26 protein-coding genes, 1 tRNA gene and 1 pseudogene are annotated in these 23,757 nt (G+C 58.9%); 18 read left to right on the top strand and 10 right to left on the bottom strand.

Annotated features, from left to right (window positions below):
* Positions 1–49: 49 nt before the first annotated feature.
* From AC0V6L_RS14815 to aroA, 7 genes are all read right to left on the bottom strand, one after another.
* Positions 50–1,030, bottom strand: a complete 981-nt coding sequence (locus AC0V6L_RS14815; RefSeq protein ID WP_486154931.1) for an NADPH:quinone oxidoreductase family protein — start codon at positions 1,028–1,030, stop codon at positions 50–52.
* Positions 1,031–1,036: 6 nt separating this feature from the next.
* A complete protein-coding gene (gloB, locus tag AC0V6L_RS14810; RefSeq protein ID WP_486154930.1) occupies positions 1,037–1,792 on the bottom strand; it encodes a hydroxyacylglutathione hydrolase in 756 nt (251 codons plus the stop codon).
* A gap of 179 nt (positions 1,793–1,971) precedes the next feature.
* Positions 1,972–3,681, bottom strand: a complete 1,710-nt coding sequence (gene rpsA, locus AC0V6L_RS14805) for a 30S ribosomal protein S1 (RefSeq protein WP_486146615.1) — start codon at positions 3,679–3,681, stop codon at positions 1,972–1,974.
* Positions 3,682–4,152: 471 nt separating this feature from the next.
* Positions 4,153–4,779, bottom strand: coding sequence for a (d)CMP kinase (locus tag AC0V6L_RS14800; RefSeq protein ID WP_486154929.1), 627 nt, complete (start codon positions 4,777–4,779; stop codon positions 4,153–4,155).
* The gene (locus AC0V6L_RS14795; RefSeq protein ID WP_486154928.1) at positions 4,776–4,997 is read right to left on the bottom strand and encodes a hypothetical protein; all 222 of its coding nucleotides are present in this window, start codon (positions 4,995–4,997) and stop codon (positions 4,776–4,778) included. The genes AC0V6L_RS14800 and AC0V6L_RS14795 overlap by 4 nt, the downstream gene beginning before the upstream one ends.
* Positions 4,994–5,269 (bottom strand): CBU_0592 family membrane protein, encoded by a 276-nt coding sequence (locus AC0V6L_RS14790; RefSeq protein ID WP_486154927.1) that lies wholly within the window; start codon positions 5,267–5,269, stop codon positions 4,994–4,996. The genes AC0V6L_RS14795 and AC0V6L_RS14790 overlap by 4 nt, the downstream gene beginning before the upstream one ends.
* Entirely contained in the window at positions 5,266–6,582 is a 1,317-nt protein-coding gene (gene aroA / locus AC0V6L_RS14785) for a 3-phosphoshikimate 1-carboxyvinyltransferase (protein WP_486154926.1), read from the bottom strand. The genes AC0V6L_RS14790 and aroA overlap by 4 nt, the downstream gene beginning before the upstream one ends.
* Positions 6,583–6,732: 150 nt before the next feature.
* Between aroA and AC0V6L_RS14780 the strand changes: the two genes are divergently transcribed.
* From AC0V6L_RS14780 to AC0V6L_RS14750, 7 genes are all read left to right on the top strand, one after another.
* Entirely contained in the window at positions 6,733–7,074 is a 342-nt protein-coding gene (locus tag AC0V6L_RS14780) for a TIGR02300 family protein (protein WP_486146603.1), read from the top strand.
* A 96-nt stretch (positions 7,075–7,170) separates the two neighbouring features.
* A tRNA-Ala gene (locus AC0V6L_RS14775) sits at positions 7,171–7,246 on the top strand.
* A 160-nt stretch (positions 7,247–7,406) separates the two neighbouring features.
* Positions 7,407–8,912 carry a signal recognition particle protein gene (gene ffh / locus AC0V6L_RS14770; RefSeq protein ID WP_486154925.1) on the top strand — a complete coding sequence of 502 codons (1,506 nt, stop codon included), beginning with the start codon at positions 7,407–7,409 and terminating at the stop codon, positions 8,910–8,912.
* A gap of 46 nt (positions 8,913–8,958) precedes the next feature.
* Complete coding sequence (rpsP, locus tag AC0V6L_RS14765; RefSeq protein ID WP_486154924.1) at positions 8,959–9,504, top strand: 30S ribosomal protein S16; 546 nt, start codon at positions 8,959–8,961, stop codon at positions 9,502–9,504.
* Positions 9,505–9,611: 107 nt separating this feature from the next.
* Entirely contained in the window at positions 9,612–10,127 is a 516-nt protein-coding gene (gene rimM / locus AC0V6L_RS14760) for a ribosome maturation factor RimM (protein WP_486154923.1), read from the top strand.
* A 153-nt stretch (positions 10,128–10,280) separates the two neighbouring features.
* The gene (locus tag AC0V6L_RS14755) at positions 10,281–10,493 is read left to right on the top strand and encodes a hypothetical protein (RefSeq protein ID WP_486154922.1); all 213 of its coding nucleotides are present in this window, start codon (positions 10,281–10,283) and stop codon (positions 10,491–10,493) included.
* Positions 10,490–11,452 (top strand): carbon-nitrogen hydrolase family protein, encoded by a 963-nt coding sequence (locus AC0V6L_RS14750; RefSeq protein ID WP_486154921.1) that lies wholly within the window; start codon positions 10,490–10,492, stop codon positions 11,450–11,452. The genes AC0V6L_RS14755 and AC0V6L_RS14750 overlap by 4 nt, the downstream gene beginning before the upstream one ends.
* A gap of 398 nt (positions 11,453–11,850) precedes the next feature.
* Here AC0V6L_RS14750 and AC0V6L_RS14745 read toward each other — a convergent pair whose 3' ends face one another.
* Positions 11,851–12,282, bottom strand: coding sequence for a hypothetical protein (locus AC0V6L_RS14745; RefSeq protein ID WP_486154920.1), 432 nt, complete (start codon positions 12,280–12,282; stop codon positions 11,851–11,853).
* A gap of 68 nt (positions 12,283–12,350) precedes the next feature.
* Here AC0V6L_RS14745 and trmD point away from each other — a divergent pair.
* From trmD to AC0V6L_RS14690, 11 genes and pseudogenes are all read left to right on the top strand, one after another.
* Positions 12,351–13,198: pseudogene (gene trmD / locus AC0V6L_RS14740) on the top strand (tRNA (guanosine(37)-N1)-methyltransferase TrmD).
* On the top strand, positions 13,195–13,563 hold the full coding sequence (gene rplS / locus AC0V6L_RS14735) for a 50S ribosomal protein L19 (protein WP_486146591.1): 369 nt from the start codon (positions 13,195–13,197) through the stop codon (positions 13,561–13,563). Before trmD ends, rplS begins: the two are co-directional and overlap by 4 nt.
* Before the next feature lie 189 nt (positions 13,564–13,752).
* Positions 13,753–15,969 (top strand): S9 family peptidase, encoded by a 2,217-nt coding sequence (locus tag AC0V6L_RS14730; RefSeq protein WP_486154919.1) that lies wholly within the window; start codon positions 13,753–13,755, stop codon positions 15,967–15,969.
* Positions 15,970–16,052: 83 nt separating this feature from the next.
* A complete protein-coding gene (locus AC0V6L_RS14725; RefSeq protein ID WP_486154918.1) occupies positions 16,053–17,078 on the top strand; it encodes an aspartate-semialdehyde dehydrogenase in 1,026 nt (341 codons plus the stop codon).
* A gap of 5 nt (positions 17,079–17,083) precedes the next feature.
* Entirely contained in the window at positions 17,084–17,650 is a 567-nt protein-coding gene (locus AC0V6L_RS14720) for an aspartate-semialdehyde dehydrogenase (RefSeq protein ID WP_486154917.1), read from the top strand.
* A gap of 21 nt (positions 17,651–17,671) precedes the next feature.
* The gene (locus AC0V6L_RS14715) at positions 17,672–18,322 is read left to right on the top strand and encodes a DsbA family protein (protein WP_486154916.1); all 651 of its coding nucleotides are present in this window, start codon (positions 17,672–17,674) and stop codon (positions 18,320–18,322) included.
* Positions 18,319–18,762, top strand: a complete 444-nt coding sequence (locus AC0V6L_RS14710; protein WP_486154915.1) for a GFA family protein — start codon at positions 18,319–18,321, stop codon at positions 18,760–18,762. The genes AC0V6L_RS14715 and AC0V6L_RS14710 overlap by 4 nt, the downstream gene beginning before the upstream one ends.
* Positions 18,759–19,526, top strand: coding sequence for an alpha/beta fold hydrolase (locus AC0V6L_RS14705; protein WP_486154914.1), 768 nt, complete (start codon positions 18,759–18,761; stop codon positions 19,524–19,526). Before AC0V6L_RS14710 ends, AC0V6L_RS14705 begins: the two co-directional genes overlap by 4 nt.
* On the top strand, positions 19,501–21,102 hold the full coding sequence (locus AC0V6L_RS14700) for a YbjN domain-containing protein (protein WP_486154913.1): 1,602 nt from the start codon (positions 19,501–19,503) through the stop codon (positions 21,100–21,102). The genes AC0V6L_RS14705 and AC0V6L_RS14700 overlap by 26 nt, the downstream gene beginning before the upstream one ends.
* A 16-nt stretch (positions 21,103–21,118) precedes the next feature.
* Entirely contained in the window at positions 21,119–21,277 is a 159-nt protein-coding gene (locus AC0V6L_RS14695) for a hypothetical protein (protein ID WP_486154912.1), read from the top strand.
* On the top strand, positions 21,274–21,783 hold the full coding sequence (locus tag AC0V6L_RS14690) for a type III secretion system chaperone family protein (protein ID WP_486154911.1): 510 nt from the start codon (positions 21,274–21,276) through the stop codon (positions 21,781–21,783). Before AC0V6L_RS14695 ends, AC0V6L_RS14690 begins: the two co-directional genes overlap by 4 nt.
* Before the next feature lie 37 nt (positions 21,784–21,820).
* On the opposite strand, the gene AC0V6L_RS14685 is transcribed toward AC0V6L_RS14690, so the two are convergent.
* Together AC0V6L_RS14685 and AC0V6L_RS14680 are read right to left on the bottom strand one after the other, a co-directional pair.
* Complete coding sequence (locus AC0V6L_RS14685) at positions 21,821–23,326, bottom strand: methyl-accepting chemotaxis protein (protein WP_486154910.1); 1,506 nt, start codon at positions 23,324–23,326, stop codon at positions 21,821–21,823.
* Complete coding sequence (locus tag AC0V6L_RS14680) at positions 23,323–23,694, bottom strand: hypothetical protein (protein ID WP_486154909.1); 372 nt, start codon at positions 23,692–23,694, stop codon at positions 23,323–23,325. The genes AC0V6L_RS14685 and AC0V6L_RS14680 overlap by 4 nt, the downstream gene beginning before the upstream one ends.
* Between the last annotated feature and the right edge of the window lie 63 nt (positions 23,695–23,757).

The following is a 23,757-nucleotide window of genomic DNA, read 5'->3' as shown; positions in this document are numbered from 1 at the left end:
GCTTTCTTTGAAGGGCTCGGCGCGGGGCAGAGCTCAGCCTCTCAGCCCCTCAAGAACCCGGTTCAAACACCACTTTGCCTACCAGCTCGCGCCGGTCCATCGCAGCAAATCCCTCGCGCCAGCGTGATAGGGGCAGCACACGGTCAATCGCGGGGGTGATCTGTCCCGCTTTCGCCAGATCAGCAATCGCTGCATTGATCGCTGCCCCGCGCTGCGGGAACCGCCGGGCATATTCGCCGGCGCGCACGCCTACGATTGAGAACCCTTTGATAAGCGGGATATTGGTGGCCACATCGGCTATTCGCCCGCTGGTAAAGCCGATCACGGCAAGCTTTCCGCCAAAGCCGGCGCAGCGCGTGGATTCGTCAAACACATCGCCTCCCACAGGGTCGAACACGATATCGCACAGCGCCCCGCCGGTGATGTCCGCAACTGCCTCGCGAAATCGCCCGTCTGCCAGGATCACCGTATCAGGAGCATAGCTTTGCGCAATCCGCTCGCGCTTGGCCTCAACGCCTGTGGCAGCGATCACTTTTGCGCCCAGCGCCTTGGCCAGATCGACCGCTGCAAGACCCACGCCTCCGCTTGCCCCGTGAACCAGCACCCATTGGCCCGGTTTAAGCCCGCACAGCTCGACCAGCGCGGTGTAGGCGGTTGAGTAGGCCGCGCCCATCGCGGCGGCTGCGTGAAAGCTCACGCCCTCTGGCATGAGCGAAAGGCCGCGGTCCGGCAGGCTGACGTGTTCGGCAAAGGCGCCCGTCTTGTTGCCGCCCATAACCTTGTCACCGGGCTTGAACAGGCTGCGTGAGCCGGCTTCGATCACTTCTCCGGCGGCTTCGAGCCCGCTGATGAAGGGGAGGGGCGGTTTGAACTGATATTGCCCGCGCGTCATCAAGAGGTCAGGGTAATTGAGCGAGGCCGCTTTGACGCTCACCAACACTTCGCCGGGCTGCCGCACCGGAATGGGAGCATCAATCAGCGCGGCACCGCTAAGATCGCTCGACAGCGATTGAACCTGTAAGGCCTGCATTGCGGTCTAGAAGTTGTCCTTACCCGAACGAAGCGCGGCAAAGGTCTCATGCGGGGCATCGCCGCCCCATTTCGCCGCTAGCACCGGATCATCGGCGCGCAGGAACGGATTGGTCGCAAGCTCACGCGAGAGGACAGTCGGGACGGTCGGCTCGCCTTTGGCCCGCTTGGCAGTGATGTGCGCGACATAGTCCTGCAAAGCGGTGTTGTCTGGATCCGCGTGGATGGCGAACTTGGCGTTCGCTTCGGTGTATTCATGCGCGCAATAGAGCGTGGTTTCGCTTGGCCATTGGCGGATACGGTCGAGGCTTGACCAGAACTGTTTGGGTTCCCCTTCGAACATTCGCCCGCAGCCCAGCGCGAACACGGCATCGCCCACAAAAGCGATGCTGGCATCCGCAATGTGGAACGCGACATGGCCATTGGTGTGACCCGACACATCGATCACATCCGCAGTGTATTCGCCCAGCTTTACGGTGTCGCCATGCTCAACGACGTGGTCGATAGCAGAGAGCTTTTCGACCTCGCGCGGGGCTATGACGCGCGCGCCGGTGGCTTTGACGATATCGGTGTTTCCGCCCGCATGATCCGGGTGCCAGTGCGTGTTCCAGATATGGGTGATGGTCCACCCTTTAGCGTCTGCCTGTTTGAGATATTCGGCCGCATCAGGTGTGTCGATCGCGGCGGTCTCTCCGCTTTCAGGGTCATGCAGCAGAAAGCCGTAATTGTCGGTGAGGCAGGGGAATTGATGAACTGTAAGCATGGCGAGCTATGTAGGCGATCCAGCTTCAGTAGGAAAGGCCCGCTCTCCGATTGGGAGAACGGGCCTTTTCTGGTTGGTCGATGCGCACAGCATCGCAAGGACGACCGTCCGCCCGCAGCGTGTGCAGCTCTGCTGCACGTCTAGCGAGGAGGTTCGCCCGGATGGGCGAACCCAAACAATCAGTCGTCCGATTTCTTGAGCGCTTCGCCCAGGATATCGCCGAGAGATGCACCCGAATCGGATGAACCGAACTGGGCCACTGCCTCTTTCTCTTCCGAGATCTGACGAGCCTTGATCGAGAAGTTCGGCTTTTTCGAACGGTCGAACCCGATGACCATCGCATCGACTTTCGCGCCAACCTGGAACCGGTCAGGGCGTTGTTCGTCGCGGTCACGGCCAAGGTCAGAGCGTTTGATGAACCCGGTCGCGCCATCATCGCCAACCTGCACTTCGAGCCCGCCATCGCGCACTTCAAGAACGGTAACCGTAACGGTCTGGTTCTTGCGAAGGGAGCCAGCAGCGGCTGCACCCGCTTCGGTGGGAGCGCCTTTTTCAAGCTGCTTCATACCCAGCGAGATACGCTCTTTTTCGACATCGACATCAAGCACAACCGCTTTGACTTCTTCGCCCTTGCGGTGAAGCGCCAATGCATCTTCGCCCGAAATGCCCCAGGCGATGTCTGACATGTGGACCATGCCATCGACGTCGCCGTCGAGCCCGATGAACAGGCCAAACTCGGTTGCATTCTTGACTTCGCCCGTGACTTCCGCGCCAACCGGGAACTTCTCTGCAAATTCGTCCCACGGATTGCGCTGAGCCTGTTTGAGGCCGAGCGAAATGCGGCGCTTTTCGCTGTCCACTTCGAGGACAATCACATCGACCTCTTGTGAAGTGCTGACGATCTTGCCGGGATGCACGTTCTTCTTGGTCCAGCTCATTTCAGAGACGTGGACCAGACCTTCGATGCCGGCTTCCAGTTCAACAAACGCGCCATATTCGGTGATGTTGGTGACAACGCCCGAAAGCTTTGCGCCCATTGGGTATTTCGCAGCCACGCCATCCCAGGGATCGCTTTCAAGCTGCTTCATACCAAGCGAGATGCGCTGCGTTTCGGAATTGATGCGGACGATCTGGACCGTCACGGTGTCGCCAATTGCGATCACTTCGCTGGGGTGATTGACGCGCTTATAGCTCATGTCGGTGACGTGGAGCAGGCCATCAATGCCGCCCAGATCAACGAATGCACCGTAATCGGTGATGTTCTTGACCACACCGTCGATCACCTGACCTTCGGCCAGCTTGTCGATCAGCTCGCTGCGCTGTTCAGCGCGCGTCTCTTCCAGAACGGCGCGGCGCGATACGACGATATTGCCGCGGCGGCGGTCCATTTTGAGGATCTGGAAAGGCTGCGGCACTTCCATCAGCGGGGTCACATCGCGCACGGGGCGGATATCGACCTGGCTGCCGGGCAGGAAGGCAACGGCGCCGTCAAGGTCAACGGTGAAGCCGCCTTTTACGCGGCCAAAGATGCGGCCTTCGACGCGCTTGCCTTCGCCAAATTCGTTTTCAAGCTTGTCCCAGGCGGCTTCGCGGCGGGCGCGGTCGCGGCTGAGCATCGCTTCGCCATCGGCGTTTTCGACGCGGTCGACATAAACCTCGACTTCGCCGCCGACGGTGAGGCCGTGAGGTTCATCACCTCGGGCAAATTCCTTAAGCGAGACGCGGCCTTCTGATTTGAGGCCCACGTCAATCACGGCATAGCCGTTTTCAATCGCGGTGACGGTGCCTTTGACGACGCGTCCTTCAAAGCCATCTTCGCCGGCGCCGCCGAGTTGTTCGTTCAAGAGCGCTTCGAAATCGTCGCGCGTGGGGTTAGGTGCAGTTGCCATAGGTAAGGGCAGTTCCTGTATTCGTTTTGCTACCGGCCACCGGTTTAGAGCAGGTCGCTCCGTCCGGGGTCTTAATCCGCCGCCTGGCGCACCATTGCGCTGGCCTTGCGGGGCAAGAGGCCGAGGTCTGCGCATTGCCGAATGCAAATCCGCAGGTTCTTCGCGGTTCCAAGGGATGCAAGAGAACGGGCGCGCGCCTAAGCCAAATGCGCCCCGATAGCAAGCGATTTCCCCGATTCGCTCGCTCCGGCGCAGAGGAGACATGGACCGGTAAGGCGGGGTTTTGCAAAAGTTGAGAAGGACCGCTGATCCCGCGCAAATCCTTGGCTGCGAGCCCGAACTGCGCTGCAAAAGTGTAACCTTTGCTTTTTGCCTGTTCGGAGGCGGGTTTGAGCGGGGAGGGGCGGTGGGAAAGGCAGGGCGTCATCATCCCTGCGTTTATGCCTTGCTCCGCACATTGTAGGAAAGCGGTTACCGCGCGTCGAGAGCGCTTTCAACCGCATCGCGCACCAATTCAAAAGCGGCATCGCGATCAAAAGCGGTGGTGTCGATCACCAGGGCATCGCTGGCCGGTTTCAGCGGAGCATCTGCGCGCCCCATATCGCGCGCATCGCGCCGGGCAATGCTGGCGGTGATGTCGGACAACTGCGCGGTCACTCCGCGCGCCTTCACTTCAAGCCAGCGCCGCCGCGCGCGTTCTTCCACGCTGGCGGTGATGAACAGTTTGACATCGGCATCGGGCGCAATGACGGTGCCGATATCGCGCCCATCCAGCACCGCGCCGCCCTCTTGCAAGGCAAAGGCGCGCTGGCGTTCAAACAACGCTTTGCGCACACCGGGATGCACCGAAACGCGGCTTGCAAATCCGCCTGTCGCCTCGCTTCGTAAAGCAGGATCATCGAGCAATTCGGGCGCAAAATCGCACGCGGCAAGAGCATCTGACGGTGCATCGGGATCGCCGCCATTTATCTGAACCTGATGGCCGACTGCGCGGTAGAGCAATCCGGTATCGAGATGCGGCACGCCGAAGTGATCGGCCAGCCGTTTGGCAATGGTGCCTTTCCCCGAAGCGGTGGGGCCATCAACGGCGATGATCACGAAAACTCCTCCTTGGCTTCATCGGCTGATATGCGCTGCGCTTCGCGTGAGCGCCAGCGGTAATGCAGCGCAACCATGCCGAGACACGCCACCGCCAGATTGGTGCCAAGCGAGATCCAATCAATCGCCCAATCATTCCAGAACAGCGATGATCCTATCGCAAAGCCAATCAACAAGGTGGCCGCAATCAAACGGCGATGGGCAGGGCGGATTGTCATGGTGTTTGCGCAGGAGGCGGGGGAGCCTTGCGCCGTGCCGCTTTCACCAGACCGAATATCGCAATCGCGGCCCAAAACCCCTCAAGCACAAGGCTCGGCCAATTGGTATGGACCAACAGGGAAACTGTCAGCAGCGCAGCGCCCGCGAGATTGGTGCCGTGCAGGACGTAAGGATTGGGCGCGTCTTTAAGCGTGAGATAGGCATAGGCAGCAATGATGCAGGCGGTGCCGGCAAAGCCGATATAGCTGTAAAGATCGAGCGAAGCTGTCACGCCGCGCCTTTTAGCAGAGCCATGAAATTCGGAAAACTCGTTGCAATCGGCGCGGTGTCATCGACACGCACGCCGTCCCTGCTGGCGAGGCCAGCGACCGCCATGCTCATCGCGATCCGGTGGTCGAGATGCGTTTCAACCTCAGCCCCTTGCGGCGTGCCGGGCAGGGGATCGCCTCCGGTGCCGTGAATGGTAAGGCCGTCTTCATGTTCTTCGATGCGCGCACCCGCTAGCGTTAGAGCCTTGGCCATCACCGCGATCCGGTCGCTCTCTTTCACCCGCAATTCCTCCAGCCCGCTGGTCCGCGTTGTTCCTTTGGCCAAGGCGGCTGCGACAAACAGAACGGGAAATTCGTCCACCATGCTGGGCACGATGGCTGGGTCCACATCAATCCCGGTGAGCGCGGAATGCTTCACTCGCAGGTCTGCCACCGGCTCTCCGCCAACTTCGCGCGGGCCCACTTCTTCAATAGAGCCGCCCATCTGCCGCAGCACGGTGATGATACCGGCGCGGGTGGGGTTGAGGCCAACATTCTCGATCAAAAGATCGCTCCCCGGCACCAGCAAGGCGGCAACCATGAAAAAGGCCGCAGAGGATGGATCACCTGGCACCACCACATCGCAGGGACGCAAATCCGCCTCGCCATGCACTTCGATTACGCGCGCGCCATCCTCGTTGCCCAGCGCCAGCTCCACGCCAAACCCCTTGAGCATGCGTTCGGTGTGATCGCGGGTCGGCACAGGCTCTATCACGCGGGTGATGCCCGGCGTGTTCAGCCCGGCCAGCAGCACCGCGCTTTTGACCTGCGCGCTCGCCACAGGCAGGCGGTAAGTGATCGGTACAGGCGGATTGGCCCCGCGCACCATCAGCGGCAGAGTGCCGCCTGCTGAGGCTTCAAAATGCGCGCCCATCTGGCTGAGCGGGGCAATCACCCGGTTCATCGGACGGCCTGAAAGGCTCGCATCGCCGGTAAAAGTGGCGGTTATCTGATGGCTGGCCAGCAATCCCATCAGCAGCCGGGTCGATGTGCCCGAATTGCCCATATCGAGGCTCCCGCGCGGCTCCAAAAGGCTGCCAAGCCCTGCGCCTTCGACCTGCCAGATGCCATCATCTGTGCGTTCGATATGCGCGCCCAGCGCGCGCATGGCGGCGGCGGTCGCATGCACGTCTTCGCCTTCGAGCAGCCCTTCGATCCGGCTTTGCCCCACGGCAAGCCCTGCAAACATCAAGGAACGGTGGCTGATCGATTTGTCGCCGGGGACGCGCAAACTTGCCGATAAAGGGCCGGAAGGAGAGAAGGTGTGAGCTGCCATTGCGCGGCGGTCTTTGACAGCGCAGTGTCGCTATGGCAAGGCGCCGCAACTTTCGGGTGGACAGGCTTGAAACACGGCCGGCCCGGTCCCACCAATTGAGACGTTCAGCGCCGCACCTTTAAGGCGCATCACAGATGTAAGGATTTTCGAATGGCGAAGCCGGAATGGGGAACCAAGCGTTCCTGCCCCAAATGCGGGACACGTTTTTACGATCTGGGCAAAGAAGACCCGGTGACCTGCATTGAATGCGGCGAAACCTGGACGCCGGAACCCGTGCTCAAATCCAAGCAGCCGATCCCGTTTGAAGAAGCCGACAAGAAAGCCAAAGAAGGCGAAGCAGACAGCGATCTGGGCGGCGATGATGAGCTGGAAGAAATCGGCAATATTGATGAGGAAGAGGATTCCCCCGATAACGACGTCGATCTGGGCGGCGACGATGACCTTGGCGTGACCAAGGGCAAAGGCGACGACGATGGGGACGACGACACCTAAAAACACTTGCTTTTTGTAAGGCGCTCTCATAATCGCGCTGCTCCCTGTGCGAATGGGGAGGTAGGTTCCATGAAAATGGGCCTGCACAAATGGTAAGGGGCCTTAGCTCAGCTGGGAGAGCGCAACACTGGCAGTGTTGAGGTCAGCGGTTCGATCCCGCTAGGCTCCACCATTTTACTGGCTTTTCCGCTGCTTACCCTGCGAAAAATCCAGCAAAATGGATTTAGATACAAAGCCGGGGCATTTGCTTCGCACGCTGGCCAACGAGGTTTCGTTCGCCGGCGTTTTTCGCGTTAAATCCTGTCGAAGCTGGCGGGCGAGGAGTGGATTGAATGTTTGATAATCTGTCCGACCGCCTGGGCGGGGTCTTTGACAAGCTTAAAGGCCGCGGCGCGCTTAAAGAGCAGGACGTGCGCGATGCCATGCGCGAAGTGCGCGTTGCTTTGCTCGAAGCCGATGTCGCGCTGCCTGTCGCACGCCGGTTTATCGACAGCGTCACCGAAAAGGCCGTGGGGCAGGAAGTCCTCAAATCGGTCAAGCCCGGCCAGCAGGTCATCAAGATCGTCCATGACGAACTCATCGCGACCCTTGGCGGGGACGATAGCGATGGCGGATCAGAAGGGCTGACGCTGGATGTCAAACCGCCGGTCGTCATTATGATGGTGGGCCTTCAGGGTTCAGGTAAGACGACCACGACGGCGAAACTGGGCAAAATGCTGCGCGAAAAGCATGGCAAGAAATCCATGATGGCATCGCTCGATGTCAACCGCCCGGCAGCCCAAGAGCAGCTCGCGGTTCTGGGCGAGCAAGTGGACGTTGCGACCCTGCCTATCGTTCAAGGCCAGCAGCCGGTCGATATCGCCCGGCGCGCCATGGAAGCGGCGCGGCTGCAAAACTTTGACGTGTTGCTGCTCGATACCGCAGGCCGCTTGCATGTTGACGAAGCGCTGATGGCGGAGATGAAAGCGGTCTCCGGCGTGTCTGCCCCCACCGAAGTGCTGCTGGTGGTCGATTCGCTCACCGGCCAAGACGCGGTGAATGTCGCGCAGAGTTTCACGAATGAAGTGCCGCTCACAGGTGTCGTCCTCACCCGGATGGACGGCGATGCGCGCGGCGGTGCGGCGTTGTCAATGCGCGCTGTCACTGGCAAGCCGATCAAATTTGCCGGCACCGGCGAGAAACTAGACGCGATCGAAGCCTTCCGCCCCTCAAGCGTTGCCGACCGTATTCTGGGCATGGGCGATGTTGTCAGCCTGGTTGAAAAAGCCGCTGCGACGATTGATGCCGAAGAAGCTGAAAAGCTTCAAGCCAATTTCGAGAAAGGCAAATTCGACCTCAACGATCTGCGCATGCAATTGAAACAGATGCGCAATATGGGCGGGCTGGGCGCGCTGGCTGGCATGATGCCGGGCATGAAGAAAGCCAAAGCCGCAATGGCCGCTTCCAACATGGATGAGCGCGTGCTGCTGCATATGGATGCGATCATCACGTCGATGACGGAAAAAGAGCGCACCAATCCCGCCTTGATGAACGCCAAGCGCAAAAAGCGCGTCGCTGCTGGCAGCGGTACGGATGTGCAGACGGTCAACAAGGTGCTCAAAATGCATCAGGAAATGGGCCGCGCGATGAAGCAGATCAAGAAAATGGGCGGCCTTAAAGGGCTGGCTGCGATGTTTGGCGGCGGCGGTGCTGGCGGCCCGATGGGCGGAATGGGCGGCGCAGGCGGCGGACCCGGTGGCGGAATGCCCCCTATGCCTGGTTTGGGCGGTCCCGGCGGCGGCGGGATGGGCGGTTTACCGCCCGGTCTCCCCGGCCTTGGCGGAAAACCTAAGAAATAAGAATTCGAATTTGATACAGACAGTTACACTTGAAAGGTAATCTATTATGGCAATTGCATTGAGGCTCTCTCGTGGCGGCGCGAAAAAGCGTCCCTATTATCGCATCGTGGCAGCCGACAGCCGCAGCCCGCGCGATGGTAAGTATCTGGAGCAGATCGGCACGTACAACCCGCTGCTCGCCAAGGATGACGAAAAGCGCGTTACACTGAACGAAGACCGCGCGCGGTATTGGCTGGGCGTGGGCGCGCAGCCATCCGACCGGGTTCTGCGTTTCCTCGACGCTGCAGGCATCAAAGAGCGCGAGGCGCGCAACAACCCCAACAAAGCCAAGCCCGGTGAAAAAGCGACCGAACGCGCTGAGGAAAAAGCGGAAAAGCTGAAAGAAGCTGAAGAAGCGAAGAAAGCAGCCGAAGAAGAAGCCAAAGCCGCAGCCGAAGCGCCTGCAGAAGAAACTCCTGCTGAAGAGCCTGCAGCCGAAGCACCTGCGGAAGAAGCGCCCGCTGAAGAGGCAGCAACTGAGGAAGCGGCAACTGAAGAAGCTCCGGCCGCAGAAGCACCCGCGGAAGACGCTGGCGAAGAAAAGGCTGAGTAAGCCATGTCTCCCCTCCCGCCTGCGGGAGGGGCCGGGGGTGGGTGCGTGTCGAACCTGCGCGCCCAGCCTCGCCCACCCCAAACCCCTCCCGCCTGCGGGAGGGGCTTATGAGCAACAAACCCATAGAACTCGCCTCCATCACCGGCGCACACGGTGTCGCGGGCGAAGTGCGCCTAAAATTGTTCGGGGAGGGCGTGGAAGCGCTCTCCCAGCATAAGACTTTCACAGCGCGTGATGATGGGCGGGAATTAAAGCTCTCCAAGATCCGCTCTGATAACAAAGGCGGCGCAGTGGCGCGCTTTGCAGGCGTGTCTGGCCGAAACGAGGCGGAAAAACTGCGCGGGACCGTGTTGACAGTTACGCGCGATGGCTTGCCCGATCTGGGCGAGGGCGAATATTACCACGCTGATCTGATCGGACTTGCTGCCGAAACCGATACGGGCGAGCCGATTGGCAAGGTCATCGCGGTCGAAAACTTCGGCGCAACCGACATTATCGAGATCAAGCGTGAGCCGCCGCCTGCGAAAGGCACCAAAACGATCATGGTCCCCATGACCAAGGCTGCGGTGATCGAATGGGACGCGGAAACGCTTGTGATTGCGAGCGATTTTGTGGAAGATTGAGGCGTCTTTCACGAACAAAGCGATCACATGTTTCCCACCATTCCCCACATTCTGTTCTGGCCTTTGATGGCCGCTGCGATCCTTGGGACAACCTATGCGGCCGCATATGTAATTTTCGTGACCCGAAAAATCCGGCCATCTAATAGTAAGAATATGCTTGTTGGCGCCCTTGGGGCAATTGTACCCGGCATTTGGGTTGGATTTGCTGGATCGGCGGATAACTTGGAAACCGGCGGGTGGGATGCAACCTTCATCGCGCTCGTAATCATGGGGTTTTGGGGGTCCAGTTTCGGCGCGCTTCTTGCTGCCTTCTTTGCCCGTATCATGGTCCCCAAAGACGATCCTCCGGAAGAGACATTCAAATGACCCATCTCCCAACCTCTCTTCCCGTCGCCATTTGCCAAGCGGCCCCCATTCCGCTCGATTTCACGGGCGGGATTGAAAAGGCCACTCGGCTCGCCGCTGAAGCCATTGATGCGGGCGCGCGGTTTGTGGCGTTTGGCGAGACATTACTTGGCGGCTATCCGCTTTGGCTGGATGAGGCTCCGGGTGCTGCCTTGTGGGATCATCCGGGGACTAAAGCGCTGCACCAGATCATGCTCGATAATGCGATTGTGCCAGGCGATGAACGGCTGCTGCCATTGCAAGAGCTGTGCGATGCGAGCGGCGCGTGCGTTTCGCTGGGCGCGCATGAGCGGGTGCGATCAAGCCTTTACAACAATCAATTGCTGTTTCGCCCCGGCGAGCCGCCATTGGACCACCGCAAACTGGTGCCAACGCACGGCGAGCGGCTGATCTGGATGCGCGGCGATGGCTCGACTCTGGGAGTGCATCAGGCGGAATGGGGCAGGGCGGGCAATCTCATCTGCTGGGAACACTGGATGCCGCTCGCGCGCGCCGCGATGCACAATCTGGGCGAAAGCGTCCATGTCGCCGCATGGCCCACAGTGCGCGAGGAATACGCAATAGCCTCAAGGCATTACGCGATGGAGGGGCGGTGTTTCGTGCTGGCAGCGGGGCTGGTGCAGCAGCGGGACGATCTGTTTGACGGGTTGGAGCGAGTGGGTGGTTCTGCCGAGGCGCGCGAGCTGTTCGAGGCGATTGAGGGCGAGGCGCTTAATCGCGGCGGCTCACTGATCATTGCGCCCGATGCGCGGGTTTTGGCGCAGGCAGGCGAGGGTGAGGAGATTTTGCACGCCGAACTCGACCTAAGCGAGATCGGGCAGGGGCTGGCGAGCCTTGACACAGACGGTCACTATTCGCGGCCTGATGTGTTTGAGCTCAGTGTCGATACACGGGCAAAGGATGGGATCACTTGGCATTAGTCTTTCCGATCGGTATTTTGCTTTCAGCTGCCCTTGCTTTTGGAGTTGCAACTGGAACTGCCCACCTTTTTCCTAGGCTAAACAGACTTATAGTTACTGGTGGCACCGCATTCTCAATCGGTTCTCTGCCTTTCTGGGCGGCTCTAGCCGATGGACTAGAGTTGCAGGCACAGATTGTTCCGTACCTAACCCTGTCCTTAGCAGTTTGCTGGCTTCCAGCTTGGATTGGCAGTGCACGGCAAGGATCGCGGGACGAGAAAATAGAATAATACTCACACCCATGAAAATCCCGCTCATCCTGAGCTTGTCGAAGGATTGCACTTTCCTTCATCCCGCAGCGCAGAAAACGAACCGGCCTTTAGGTAAGCTCAGGGCGGACGGAGTGCTATAAAACCGCTCTAGCGCGCGCCCCAGCTTACTCGGTATTTGGTCGTCCCCGAAATGCCGTTGAGCGAGAAATCATGGCTGAATTCGTAGAGCCCGGTTTCCTCGATTTCGACTTCGTAAGTGCCCGATGTGCCCGCCTCGACTTTTTGCATGTTGTCGCTGAAACCAAAGGTCGTGAACGGCTTTATATCAAGGATAACCTTGCCGCTTTCGGTTGAACTGACATCGTATTCGATAAAGGCGGTTTGCCCTTTGAAAAGAAGCATCTTTTTAAGGCCAAAATCGCTTGACCCGGCGTTAAGAGAGACACCCGGTCCCAGGGTCTCGCTCCGGCTGCCATAGCCCAGATAGGGGAACAGAGTTGAGATATAGAGGAACAGCCACAGGGCCAGCACACCAACAATGGCGCCGGCACCGATCTTGAGTGTTCCTTTGCGTTCCATGCGGGATAATTACCCGATATAGGTTAGCAATTGCTTGATCGCGCCATGGCTGGCACAGGCTGCGTCCCATGACCTTCGCCGCCACCATCCTCACGCTTTACCCGGAGATGTTTCCCGGACCACTGGGCGCATCGCTGGCGGGACGCGCGCTGGAACGAGGCGATTGGTCGCTCAGCACCATTAACCCGCGCGATTTTGCGACCGACAAGCACCGCAATGTGGACGACACGCCTGCAGGCGGCGGAGCGGGCCTGGTGCTTAAGGCGGATGTGATGGCGGCGGCGTTGGATAGTGTGACGCAAAAGCCCTCCCACCTTCAGGGGGAGGGTTGGGAGGGGAGCGGCACGGATCAGCCCATCCCGAATGACGCGCCCCACCCCCAAACCCCCTCCCCTAAAGGGGCGGGGGCTTTCATTCCCATTCTCGCCATGACCCCGCGCGGGAAACCCATCACGCAAGAGCGCATCCGCGAGATTGCCTCCGGCCCTGGTGTCACTTTCATCTGCGGGCGTTTCGAAGGGTTTGACGAGCGCCTGTTCGACGCGCGCCCTCAGATTGAGCAAGTCAGCCTTGCCGATATCGTCCTTTCGGGGGAGAACCCGCCGCGCTTGCGATACTTGATGCTTGCATTCGGCTGCTGCCCGGCGTAATGGGCGCGGCTTCTAGCGGGGTGGAAGAGTCGTTTGAGGACGGCCTTCTGGAATACCCGCAATACACCCGGCCTCAAATGTGGGAAGGGCGCACGATCCCTGAAGTGCTGCGATCGGGGGATCATGCGAAGATCGCTGCTTGGCGTAAAGCCATGTCGGAAGATCACACTCGGTTACGCAGGCCGGACTTGTGGGAGCGTTATTCAGACGCTCGGGTCCAGTCTGCCTCTGGCGCGCGGCGAAAAGATAAAGGAACGGACCAGTGAACCTGATCCAGCAAATCGAAGCCGAAGAAATCGGCAAAGCGAACAAAGATATTCCTGAGTTTCAGGCCGGCGACACTGTGCGCGTCGGTGTGAAAGTCATCGAGGGCACGCGTGAGCGGATCCAGAACTTTGAAGGCGTTGTGATTGCGCGCTCGAACCGCAGCATCAATTCCAACTTCACGGTTCGCAAAATGAGCTTTGGCGAAGGCGTGGAACGTGTATTCCCGCTTTATGCGCCGATCGTCGACAGCATCACCGTGGTCCGCCGCGGCGTTGTGCGCCGTGCGAAGCTCTACTATCTGCGCGGCCGCACAGGTAAGCGGGCTCGTATCGCTGAGCGCCGTGAGAATGCGCCCAAGGCGTAAGGTTCTTGCCTGAGAGAATTTGAAAGGGCGGCTCGGTTGGGCCGCCCTTTTTCGTTGGGTTCGCTCTTGCCAATCGTGTTCGTCATTGCGAGGAGCATAGCAACGAAGCAATCCAGCCTCCGACCCTGGATTGCCGCGCTACCCCGGATCAAGTCCGGGGTCGCTCGCAATGACGAGGTTTACATCAGAATGCGCCTTCTTCTTGCCGCCGCCGCTGCCTTCCTTGCCACTCCAGCCATCGCGGATGACCACGTGACCACCCAAACCGATCTCACATTTGAGCGCGTCTTTGCCTCGCCTTCGCTAAACGGCCCTGCGCCGCGCCAGACCAAATTTTCGCCCGATGGCAAATTCTTGACGCTTCTGCGCAACCGCGAAGATGACCGGGAGCGATATGATCTGTGGGGTTTTGAGATTGCCACTGGGGAATGGCGGATGCTTGTGGACAGCGAAAAGCTGGGCACAGGGCGCGAGCTTTCCGAAGATGAAAAGATGCAGCGCGAGCGCGCGCGTGTCGGCAACCTGAAAGGCATCATCAGCTATCAATGGGCAAGCGATGGGTCGGGCGTGCTCGTGCCGCTTGATGGCGATCTGTACCTCGCAAAATTGGACGGCACCGTCACCCGATTGACCGATACCGAGGAAAGCGAGCTCAACCCCAAGCTTTCGAGCAAGGGACGTTATGTGTCTTTCGTGCGCGAGCGGCAATTGTGGGTCGGCGAAGTGGGCCAAGAGGCCGCGCCTATCACACCAAAGGAAAAAGACACGATCCGCTGGGGCGAAGCGGAATTTGTTGCCCAGGAAGAGATGGGCCGGCTGACGGGATATTGGTGGTCGCCTGATGACAGCCGCCTGGCCGTCCAACGCACCGATGAAAGCCCCGTGGGCATTGTGACGCGCGCCGCGATTGGCGCGACGGGAACGAAGGTGTTTGACCAGCGATACCCCGTGGCAGGCTCTGACAATGCGATTGTCGAGCTGTTTGTGATGGACCCCGATGGCGGCAACCGCGTCAAAGTCGATCTGGGCACAGAGACCGATATCTACGTCGCGCGCGTTGATTGGGCCCCTGATGGATCGCTCTACGTCCAACGCCAGAACCGCGAGCAAACGGTGCTCGATATGCTCCGCGTTGATCCAAGCACCGGCGCGAGCGAGGTTTGGTTCACCGAAAAAGCCGCGCGCGAGGATTATTGGATCAACCTGTCTGACAATTACCGTTTCCTGAAAGACGGCAATTTGCTGTGGTGGTCGGAGCGGCGCGGGGCCGGTCAATTCTATCGCTTTGATGGGGAATATTGGACATTGCTTTCCAGCGGGGCTGAACCCGCGACCACTTTGGTGGGAGTGAACGAGGAAAAAGGTGAGTTCTTTTACCAGGCAACCACTGGCGTGCTGACGCAGCAGATATACAGAGGCCTGCTCAAAGCGTCTGCGCCGGTCACCTCGCTTACCGATGCCGAATACACCAATTCAGCGAGCATGGACAAAACGGGAAGCACGCTCTTGGTGTCGCGTTCCGCCACCAATCAGCCCACGCAAAGCTATCTTGCATCAGCCGATGGCACTCGCCTCACTTGGGTAGAGGAAAACGCTCTGGATGCGGATCATCCATACACGCCATTCCTCGCCAGCCATGTGACGCCTGAATACGGCACCATTCCTGCGGAGGACGGCACGCCGCTGCATTGGATGATGCTGAAACCGGAAATGGAGCCGGGGAAGAAATACCCCGTATTCTATTACCACTATTCCGGCCCAGGTCCGCAAATCGTGGACAAAGGCTGGCAGGGCGCGTTGGCGCAGGCCGTGGTCGATAAGGGGTATATCTATTTCGCGCTCGATAACCGGGGCACTGCCAATCGCGGGGTTGATTTTGAGCAGCCAATCTACCGCGCGATGGGCGGGGTGGAAGTGATTGACCAGAAGACGGGCGCTGAGTTTCTCAAAACACTCGATTTCGTCGATGGAGACAAGATCGCGCTCTATGGCTGGTCCTATGGCGGGTATATGACGCTGAAGCAGTTGCAGGCTGATTCCGGGCTTTATGCCGCCGGTATCTCAGGCGCTCCGGTTACGCGCTGGGGGCTGTACGACACGCATTACACAGAGCGCTTTATGGGCGATCCCCGCATAGTGCCCGAGGCTTACGAGAAAGCGAGCGCCATTCCCGATGCCACAAAAATCAGCGATCCTTTGCTGCTGATCCACGGCATGGCGGATGACAATGTGGTGTTTGAAAACTCATCTGAGCTGATCAGCGTCTTGCAAGAAGGCAATGTGCCGTTCGAAATGATGCTTTATCCCGGATACACGCACCGGGTGGCAGACGAGAATATCTCGCCCCATCTGTGGAACACAATCTTTCGCTTTTTGGAAAGCCACGGGGTAACGCCGCCTGAGTGATTGGGCCGGAATAAGATGACCGCTTGCGCGCGCGGCGCATGACGCTATCGCAGCGGCGAATATGTGATTTAGGAGTAAGTGAATTGGGTTACCGGGTGGCCGTTGTCGGCGCGACAGGCAATGTCGGGCGCGAAATGATGCAGGTTCTGGCAGAGCGCGAATTTCCGTGTGACGAAGTTGCAGCGGTTGCTTCCTCGCGCAGCCAGGGCACTGAGGTGGAATTTGGCGACACCGGCAAAATGCTCAAATGCAAGAATATCGAGCATTTCGATTGGGTAGGCTGGGACATTGCGCTGTTTTCCGCAGGAAGCGGCCCTGCCAAGGAATACGCGCCCAAAGCCGCCGCAGCCGGATGCGTCGTGATCGACAATTCCTCGCTCTACCGGATGGAGCCCGACGTCCCGCTGATCGTGCCAGAGGTCAACCCCGATGCGATCGACGATTATACCAAGCGCAACATCATCGCGAACCCCAATTGTTCAACCGCGCAGCTGGTGGTGGCGCTCGCGCCTTTGCACAAGGCTGCGGGGATCAAGCGCGTTGTCGTCTCGACCTACCAATCGGTTTCGGGCGCAGGCAAAGCGGGCATGGACGAATTGTTCGAACAAAGCCGCGCTATCTTTGTCGGCGATCCGGTGGAGCCTCGGGCTTTCACCAAGCAGATCGCGTTCAACGTGATCCCGCATATTGACGTCTTCCTTGACGATGGATCGACCAAGGAAGAATGGAAAATGATGGTCGAGACGAAGAAAATCCTCGATCCCAAAATCAAACTCAACGCAACTTGCGTGCGCGTGCCCGTTTTTGTCGGCCATGCTGAGGCAGTGAATATCGAGTTTGAGCGAGAAATCACTGCTGAACAAGCGCAAGACATCCTGCGCGAGGCCCCCGGCATCATGCTGATCGATAAGCGCGAGGATGAAGGATATGTCACGCCTGTCGAAAGCGCAGGCGACGGCGCAACCTATATCAGCCGCGTGCGCGAAGACCCGACGGTTGAGAACGGCCTGACGCTTTGGTGCGTTTCGGATAACCTGCGCAAAGGCGCTGCGCTCAATGCGGTTCAGATCGCTGAATTGCTAGGGCGGCGGCATTTGAAGAAGGGGTGATGGCGATGCGCGTGGTCCTTGTTGTTCTGGCACCCATCGCGCTCGCCGCGTGCGGCAGCAATGATGTGCCAAGCCCGTCCGAGCGAGAGGCGAGGGGGCTTACCGAACCCAATCCGGTGGTCGCCGATGCCGTGGTGCTTCAGCGCAAGGGGCTGAAAGCGGGCGCGGAAGGGTTCTTCTTTGGCGCAGGCAAGAACGAGGCAATCGGTTCCGCGGCCAAACTGCTGGGCGAACCGGTGCGCAGTGCCGCCAACAATGAATGCGGCACGGGCGCGATGGAGATCACTGATTTTGCAGGCGGGCTCACTCTCAACTTTTCCGATGACGTGCTGGTGGGGTGGCTTTGGCGAGGGCCGCAGGATGGCGACGCCGCGCCTGCGGTTCCAATCTCGCTGATGGGCGATGTGCAATTGGGCACGCCGCGCGCTGAGTTGGAGGCGGCGGGCGGCTATCTGGCTGTGCCGCAAAGCACTTTGGGTGAAGAGTTTGCGCTGGGCGATGCGATTGGCGGCTTTGTCGAAGATGATGCGGTCTCGCTGCTTTATGCAGGAGTGCAGTGCTTTGCCCGCTAGGGACGCGGTTTAGGAGAGATTATGACACTTGTCGCCGATCTGTTTTTCAGCTTTCGCTCGCCTTATTCCTACCTTGCGGTTGGCAGGTACCGGGCGATGACGCAGGACTATGATCTCGATATTGCCTTGCGCGTCGTTTGGCCGATTGCTGTGCGCGATCCCGATATACTGTTTACCGGCAACCCTGCCGCGCCGCGCTATATTTTGATGGATAGCTACCGCGCAGCCCAGCATCTTGGCATCCCGTTTCGCTGGCCGCGTCCTGATCCTGTGGTGCAGGATTTAGCGACGCGCGAAATTGCGCCAGATCAACCTCTTATCCGCCGTGTCTGCCGCCTTGGCCAGGCCGCCAGCAGGCGGGGTGAGGGATTGGCATTTGCCGATGAGGTCAGCCGCGTGATCTTTTCCGGCGAAGTCGATGATTGGGACAAAAGCGATCATCTCGCGCAGGCCGCTGCGCGCGCCGGGCTTGATCTTGCCGAAATGGAGGCTGAAGTCAGCAGCGATGCGGCCGCGCTTGACGCAGAGATTGAGACGAACCAGCAAGCGCTGGAGGCGGCCGGACATTGGGGCGTGCCGACCCTTGTGCTGGATGGCGAACCGTTCTTTGGTCAGGACCGGGTGGAAATGGCGCTTTGGCGGATGGAGCAGAAGGGCTTGGCCAAAAGGTGAGCGCATCGCCGCACAGGGGCGGATGCCAATGCGGCGCGGTGCGGTATCAGATCGCCGCAGATCGTCTCAAAGCCTATGCCTGCCATTGCCGTGAATGCCAAAAGCAATCAGCCAGCGCCTTTGGGATATCGGTGCCCGTGTTTGAAGCAGCATTTGATCTTACTGGAGAGGTGAATTGCTGGAGCCGGCCAACCGATAGCGGGTCCACCACCGATTGCTTTTATTGCCCCCAATGCGGCACGCGGCTTTACCATTCGGGAGCAAATCGTCCGGGGCTCATTACTGTGAAAGGCGGCTCATTGGACAATGCAGGCGAACTTGAGCTTTCCGCTCACATCTGGGTTCGCAGCAAGCAGAACTGGTTGCAGTTGAAAGACGGTTTGCCGCAATGGGATACCCAGCCGCAAACCAATGAAGAATGGATGGAAATTCTTGCATGAGCGACCCGCAAACCGCACACTTCGCTTCATTCGGCGGCACGCAGCTTGCCTATCACACGGCAGGCGAGGGACGGCCCGTTATCCTGCTGCACGGCCTGTTCTCTTCTGCCCAAATGAACTGGATCAAATGGGGCCATCATGAGCGGCTTGCTGCGGCTGGTTTTGAAGCCTTTATGCTCGATTGGCGAGTGCACGGGGGCAGCCCTTCGCCCCATGATCCGGCGGCCTATCCCGGCGATGTGCTGGTGCGCGATGCGGCGGCGTTTGTCGATCATCTGGGGCTGGCTGAAGGCGAATATGATCTCGTGGGATTTTCGCTGGGCGCGCGCACGGCGATCCATGCCTGCGCCAAGCGCGTGCTTGTCCCGCGCAAGCTTGCCGTCTGCGGGATGGGGATAGAAGGGCTTGCCGAATGGGAACGGCGCGCGGCGCATTTCATCCGCGTGATTGATGAATTTGACACGATAAAGCCGGGCGATCCGGCCTATGTCGCGCGCACTTTCCTCAAAAGCCAAGGGATAGACCGGGCGGCTGCGCGCCTGTTGCTGAGCGCGCTGGAGCCGTTCGATCTTGCCATGCTTGCCAACATCACCATGCCCGCTCAGGTCATATGCGGCGTGGATGATGGCGATAATGGCGCAGGCGAAAAACTTGCCGCCGCTTTGCCTGATGCGACATTCGCGCAGGTGCCTGGAAATCACCTGAACAGCGTAACATTTCCCGAATTGGGCGATGCGATTGCGGCGTTTCTTGGGCCGCAATAACGCACTGGACAAGCGCAACAATCCCGGCGAAACCTGTGTCTTGCAAAAGGGGAGCGCGCAATTGATTAGCGATTTTGTAAAAATGGGCATGGGATTGGCCGCTGCTGCTGGATTGGTTTTCAGCGCGCCGCTTGCCGCGCAAGATACGGGCAAAGAAACTTTAAGCGCGCCGGTAAGCGAGCCGGCGATAGACGCCAAAATCGCCGAACTGCCTATGGTGAGCGCACGCAGCGTGGCCTCTGTTCAAAAGGCATTGGATGCTGGCGGATATCAGCACGAACTTTTCACCAGCGAAGAGACGGGCGAAGTCAGTATCTCTTTCACTTTGGGAGACTGGAACTCGGCAGTCCTGTTTAACGATTGCGATGAGGCGGTGGCCGGGTTTTGCGACACATTGGTTTTGTCCACCGGCTTTGATCGCGAAACACCCATGGGCGATGCGCAAGTGCGCGAGGCCAATCTGCGTCACCGATATGTTTCGGTCTATTTGGACGAGGAGGGTGATCCCTATATTCAATGGGCCATTCTGACTTTGGGCAAAGGCATTGATCCTGCGATTTTTCTATCGGCGGTCGAGCGATATTCCTCAGTCGTCGATGATTTCAGCGCGTTTGCGTTTGAGGGGGATGAGGAACAGGCTTCTAGCGCGGCTGGCGCTTTGCTGGTCGCCAATAAACGCGGCAACACCTTGACCAAGATTGATCTGGACACCGGCGAAACCCTGCTGACTTTGCCAAGCTGCACCAATCCGCACGAATTGGCAGTCTCGCCCGATGGCAAGCATGTTGCGCTGGGCTGTTATGGCGGCACCACGGTGGATGTTTTCAGCGCGGCGAGCCTTGAGAAAGTCAAAAGCATAGACCTAGGCGAAAACGCCCGTCCGCATGGGATCATCTGGCACGAAGACGGCGATATCTTCGCCACCGCAGAGGGGCGCAATTCGATATTCTGGATCGGCAATCCGCTGGGCGATGCTCAGTTGATGGAACACGCCACCGCCAAAGAAGGCAGCCACATGATTGCCGTGGCGCCCGATACCCGCTGGGCGTGGACGACGGATTTGTCCTCCAAAACGGTAACGCGCATTGATCTGAGAGGCAGCGAAGAGCCTTTGTCGGTGACAGTGGGAGAAGAGCCCGAAGGCATTGCCTTAACGCCTGATGGCAAAAGCTTGTGGGTATCAGCGCGCGGTTCGGATCAGGCCTTTGAACTGGACCCTGTGGCCATGACGGTGCGCGAAACGGTGGAGACGGGGCGGTTTCCCTTGCGCCTTGCGATCAGGCCGCAGGGCGATGTCGCGGTTACCTCAGACCTTCGCGATGGGGGATTAAGCGTGATCGATCTGGCAAGCGCCAAAGTTGCCCGAACCATCGCGGTGTCATCCGCAAAAGAAGCGCAGGACCGGTTTCAGGTGACGATATTGTGGTCGGATGATGGATCGAAAGTCTATGTCGCAGAAACCGCCAGCAACACGGTTGCAGAAGTTGATTATGAAAGCGGCACAGTGCTGCGCCGATTAACTGCGGGCGAAGGCGGCGATGGGCTGGCCATTTTGCCGCAGGAACAGGCAGGCTGATGCGCATCACTCGGCTATGGCCAATCGCCGCATTGATGAGGGCGGCCTTGAAAAACTTGCAGGAAACACGGTGCTTAATATGAGTATGCAATGCGAAGTGGACATAGCACAAAGCGATGCGCTTTATGTTGATATGGCTTCACAAAACGGCCTTATTCCGGTGAAGGCGCAATGAGACACCTTGCTTTATGGACCGCTATCAGCGTGCTGTTTTTGGCCAGCGCACCTGCCGCCGCGCAGCAAAACCAACCGGTCGTCTCCCGGTTTGATGATGCCACGATTGCGCGCCTTCTTCTAAGCGTTCAGGCAACCTGGAAAACAGAAGCCACGCAGCAAGGGCAAGTCATTTACCGTGCGAGCGCAGAGGGCGGGGTCAATTTCACCGCGCTTCCGGCTGCCTGCAGCGAGGAAAGGGGGTGTTTGAGCCTGCTGGTCATCGCGAATTTCACTGGCATTGCGGCGGACAATAGCGGCGAGCTTGATGCATTCATCCATCGCTTTAATGATATCAACCCGTCAGCCAAGGCGTACAGAGTGCCCAATAATGGCGTGGTCCTTCAGGCGTATCTCAATGCAGCGGGCGGGATCAGTTTTGCCAATGCGCAGGCGCAATTGCTGGTCTTTGGTCAGGATCTGGCCCTTTTGCGTGAGCAATTGACCGCGCTCGATACACCGCGCTGATCATTTTGGCACGGTCAGGCGATCGTGCAGCTCTTTTCTATGCCGCCTTGAGGTGCTGCGCGAACTCCTGCGCGGTGTTCTGAAGCGACCCCACGTTTTCCAGCAACCGTGCCGCCGCTTTATCAAGCTCTGCGGAAAGCGCGCGGGCGGTGCTCGCAGTGGTTGCAAGCGACTGACTTTGTTCCGCCATTTCGCCTACCTCGTCAGCCGCACCGCGCGCGGTGTCTTCAATTGTGCTGGCAGATCGCCGCTGCGCTTCAACGTCCTGACGGATGATTTGGGCCGCATCGTTCAGCTCGCTCACGGCCTGATCGATATCGGCAAAGGAGTGTTCTGCATCAACGCTGCCTTGACGTATGCCTTCAAGAAATTCGTCGATTTCTGTTGCGGCTTCGCCAGCCTGGCCCGCCAGAGCTTTCACTTCCTGCGCTACAATTGTGAAGCCTCTACCAGCAACGCCAGCGCTGGCCGCTTCGATGGCCGCATTGAGCGAGAGCAGATTGGTGCGTTCTGCAATGCGGACTATCGCCCGCGTTGCCTCGCCAATCGTGTCAGAATGCTGAGTGAGAGAACCCATTGCCTGGCCTCCGCGCAGCGATCTTTCAGTCGCCCGCCGGGCCAACTCCTTTTGTTCGCTCACGCCGCCAGCAACTTTGGCAATCGACTGCGACAAAGCGCTGATCCCTTCTGCGACCCGGTGAGATGTCTGCCGCGCTGATGAAGCGGTGTGCGCAACTTGGCTGGCTTGCTCACCGGTTTCCTGCGCCAGATGATCGAGCGATTTCGTCATTCCTTCAAGCGCTTCGGCTGTGTTCAAAACAGATGCCGTGACAGTGCGGATAGAGGTTTCAAAGCTGCTGGCGATTTGCGCATACTCTTGCTTGCGCAGCCGCATCACTTTTACCTCGTCCTGCTTGCGGGCCATGCGTTCGCGCTGGGTTGCGTCCATCGCTGCTTGCAATTGTGATGCTTGCTCCTCGACCTTTTTTGCCTGTTTTTCGCTGAGGTGAAGTGCCTTTTCTGCACGGCGTAAAATCCGCCCAAGGTTTATTCCCATAAAGCAAAGGATCGAGCAGATCAGGACGACAGCCAAAGCATGGATCATAATTCGTCCCAAGCTTGAACCGCCCGCAAACACCAATTCTGGCATGCTAAACCCAAGAATAAGGTGATGCAAAAGCACGAGAATGGAAGCGAGGATCAACGGCCTGACATCGCACAAGGCCGTGAGCGCCGCCATGCCGACCAGGAAATAGAGGTGCAGGTCCACCTGCCACCCCAAATCTTGCATCCCCGAAACGATCAATGCGGGCTGGGCAACCACAACAAAACCAGCAGCCATTCTGGCAGCAAAATCTGATCGGCCCGCAACGGAATGCAATGTCGGCACAATGTTCAGCGCTGCGCTGAACGCCACTAGCCACAAATCAACATGCAGACCCAGCAGCGCCATTCCCAATAGTATGGGCGGAACGAACCAGCATCCCGCGGCGATCAAGCGAATGGTGCGGCAGCGCAATTCGGAAATGTCTGAAAACATCATGATGCGCGTTGCACCTGCCCGCAACCGGGCGCGTTGGCGTTCAGAATGATGATGTGATTGTTCAGCAGTTCTTGAGCAAACTGGCGATCCCATCCGGATACGATAAAGCCATCGGCCCATTTTGCGCGTGCAAGGATGCGTGTTTCTGGCTGCGAGAATGCGCCGATTAGCGCGGCTTTGCCCGTTTGATCAATTGGCACCACAAGCACAGGCTGACCACTGCGCGGTGCATAGGCAATAGCGACAAATGCAATCAGGGTAAGCCCGCCTTGCCCCGCCGTGCCGATCCATCTGGACAGCTGAGACGGCGCCGTGGTGGCCGATTTCGGCTGAGTCAAATGTGGGGGCGGCCAGATCATGTCCGGCATGTGCCCGCTTTTTGGTTAGGGTAGCCTTCGTCTCTGCCTGAGGGGCACTGCGTAGCCTTGCAG

This window comes from Erythrobacter sp. JB1-15 (genome assembly GCF_057365035.1).
Note: the sequence above shows the minus strand (reverse complement) of the source record. Positions and strands in the feature narration are given on the sequence as shown.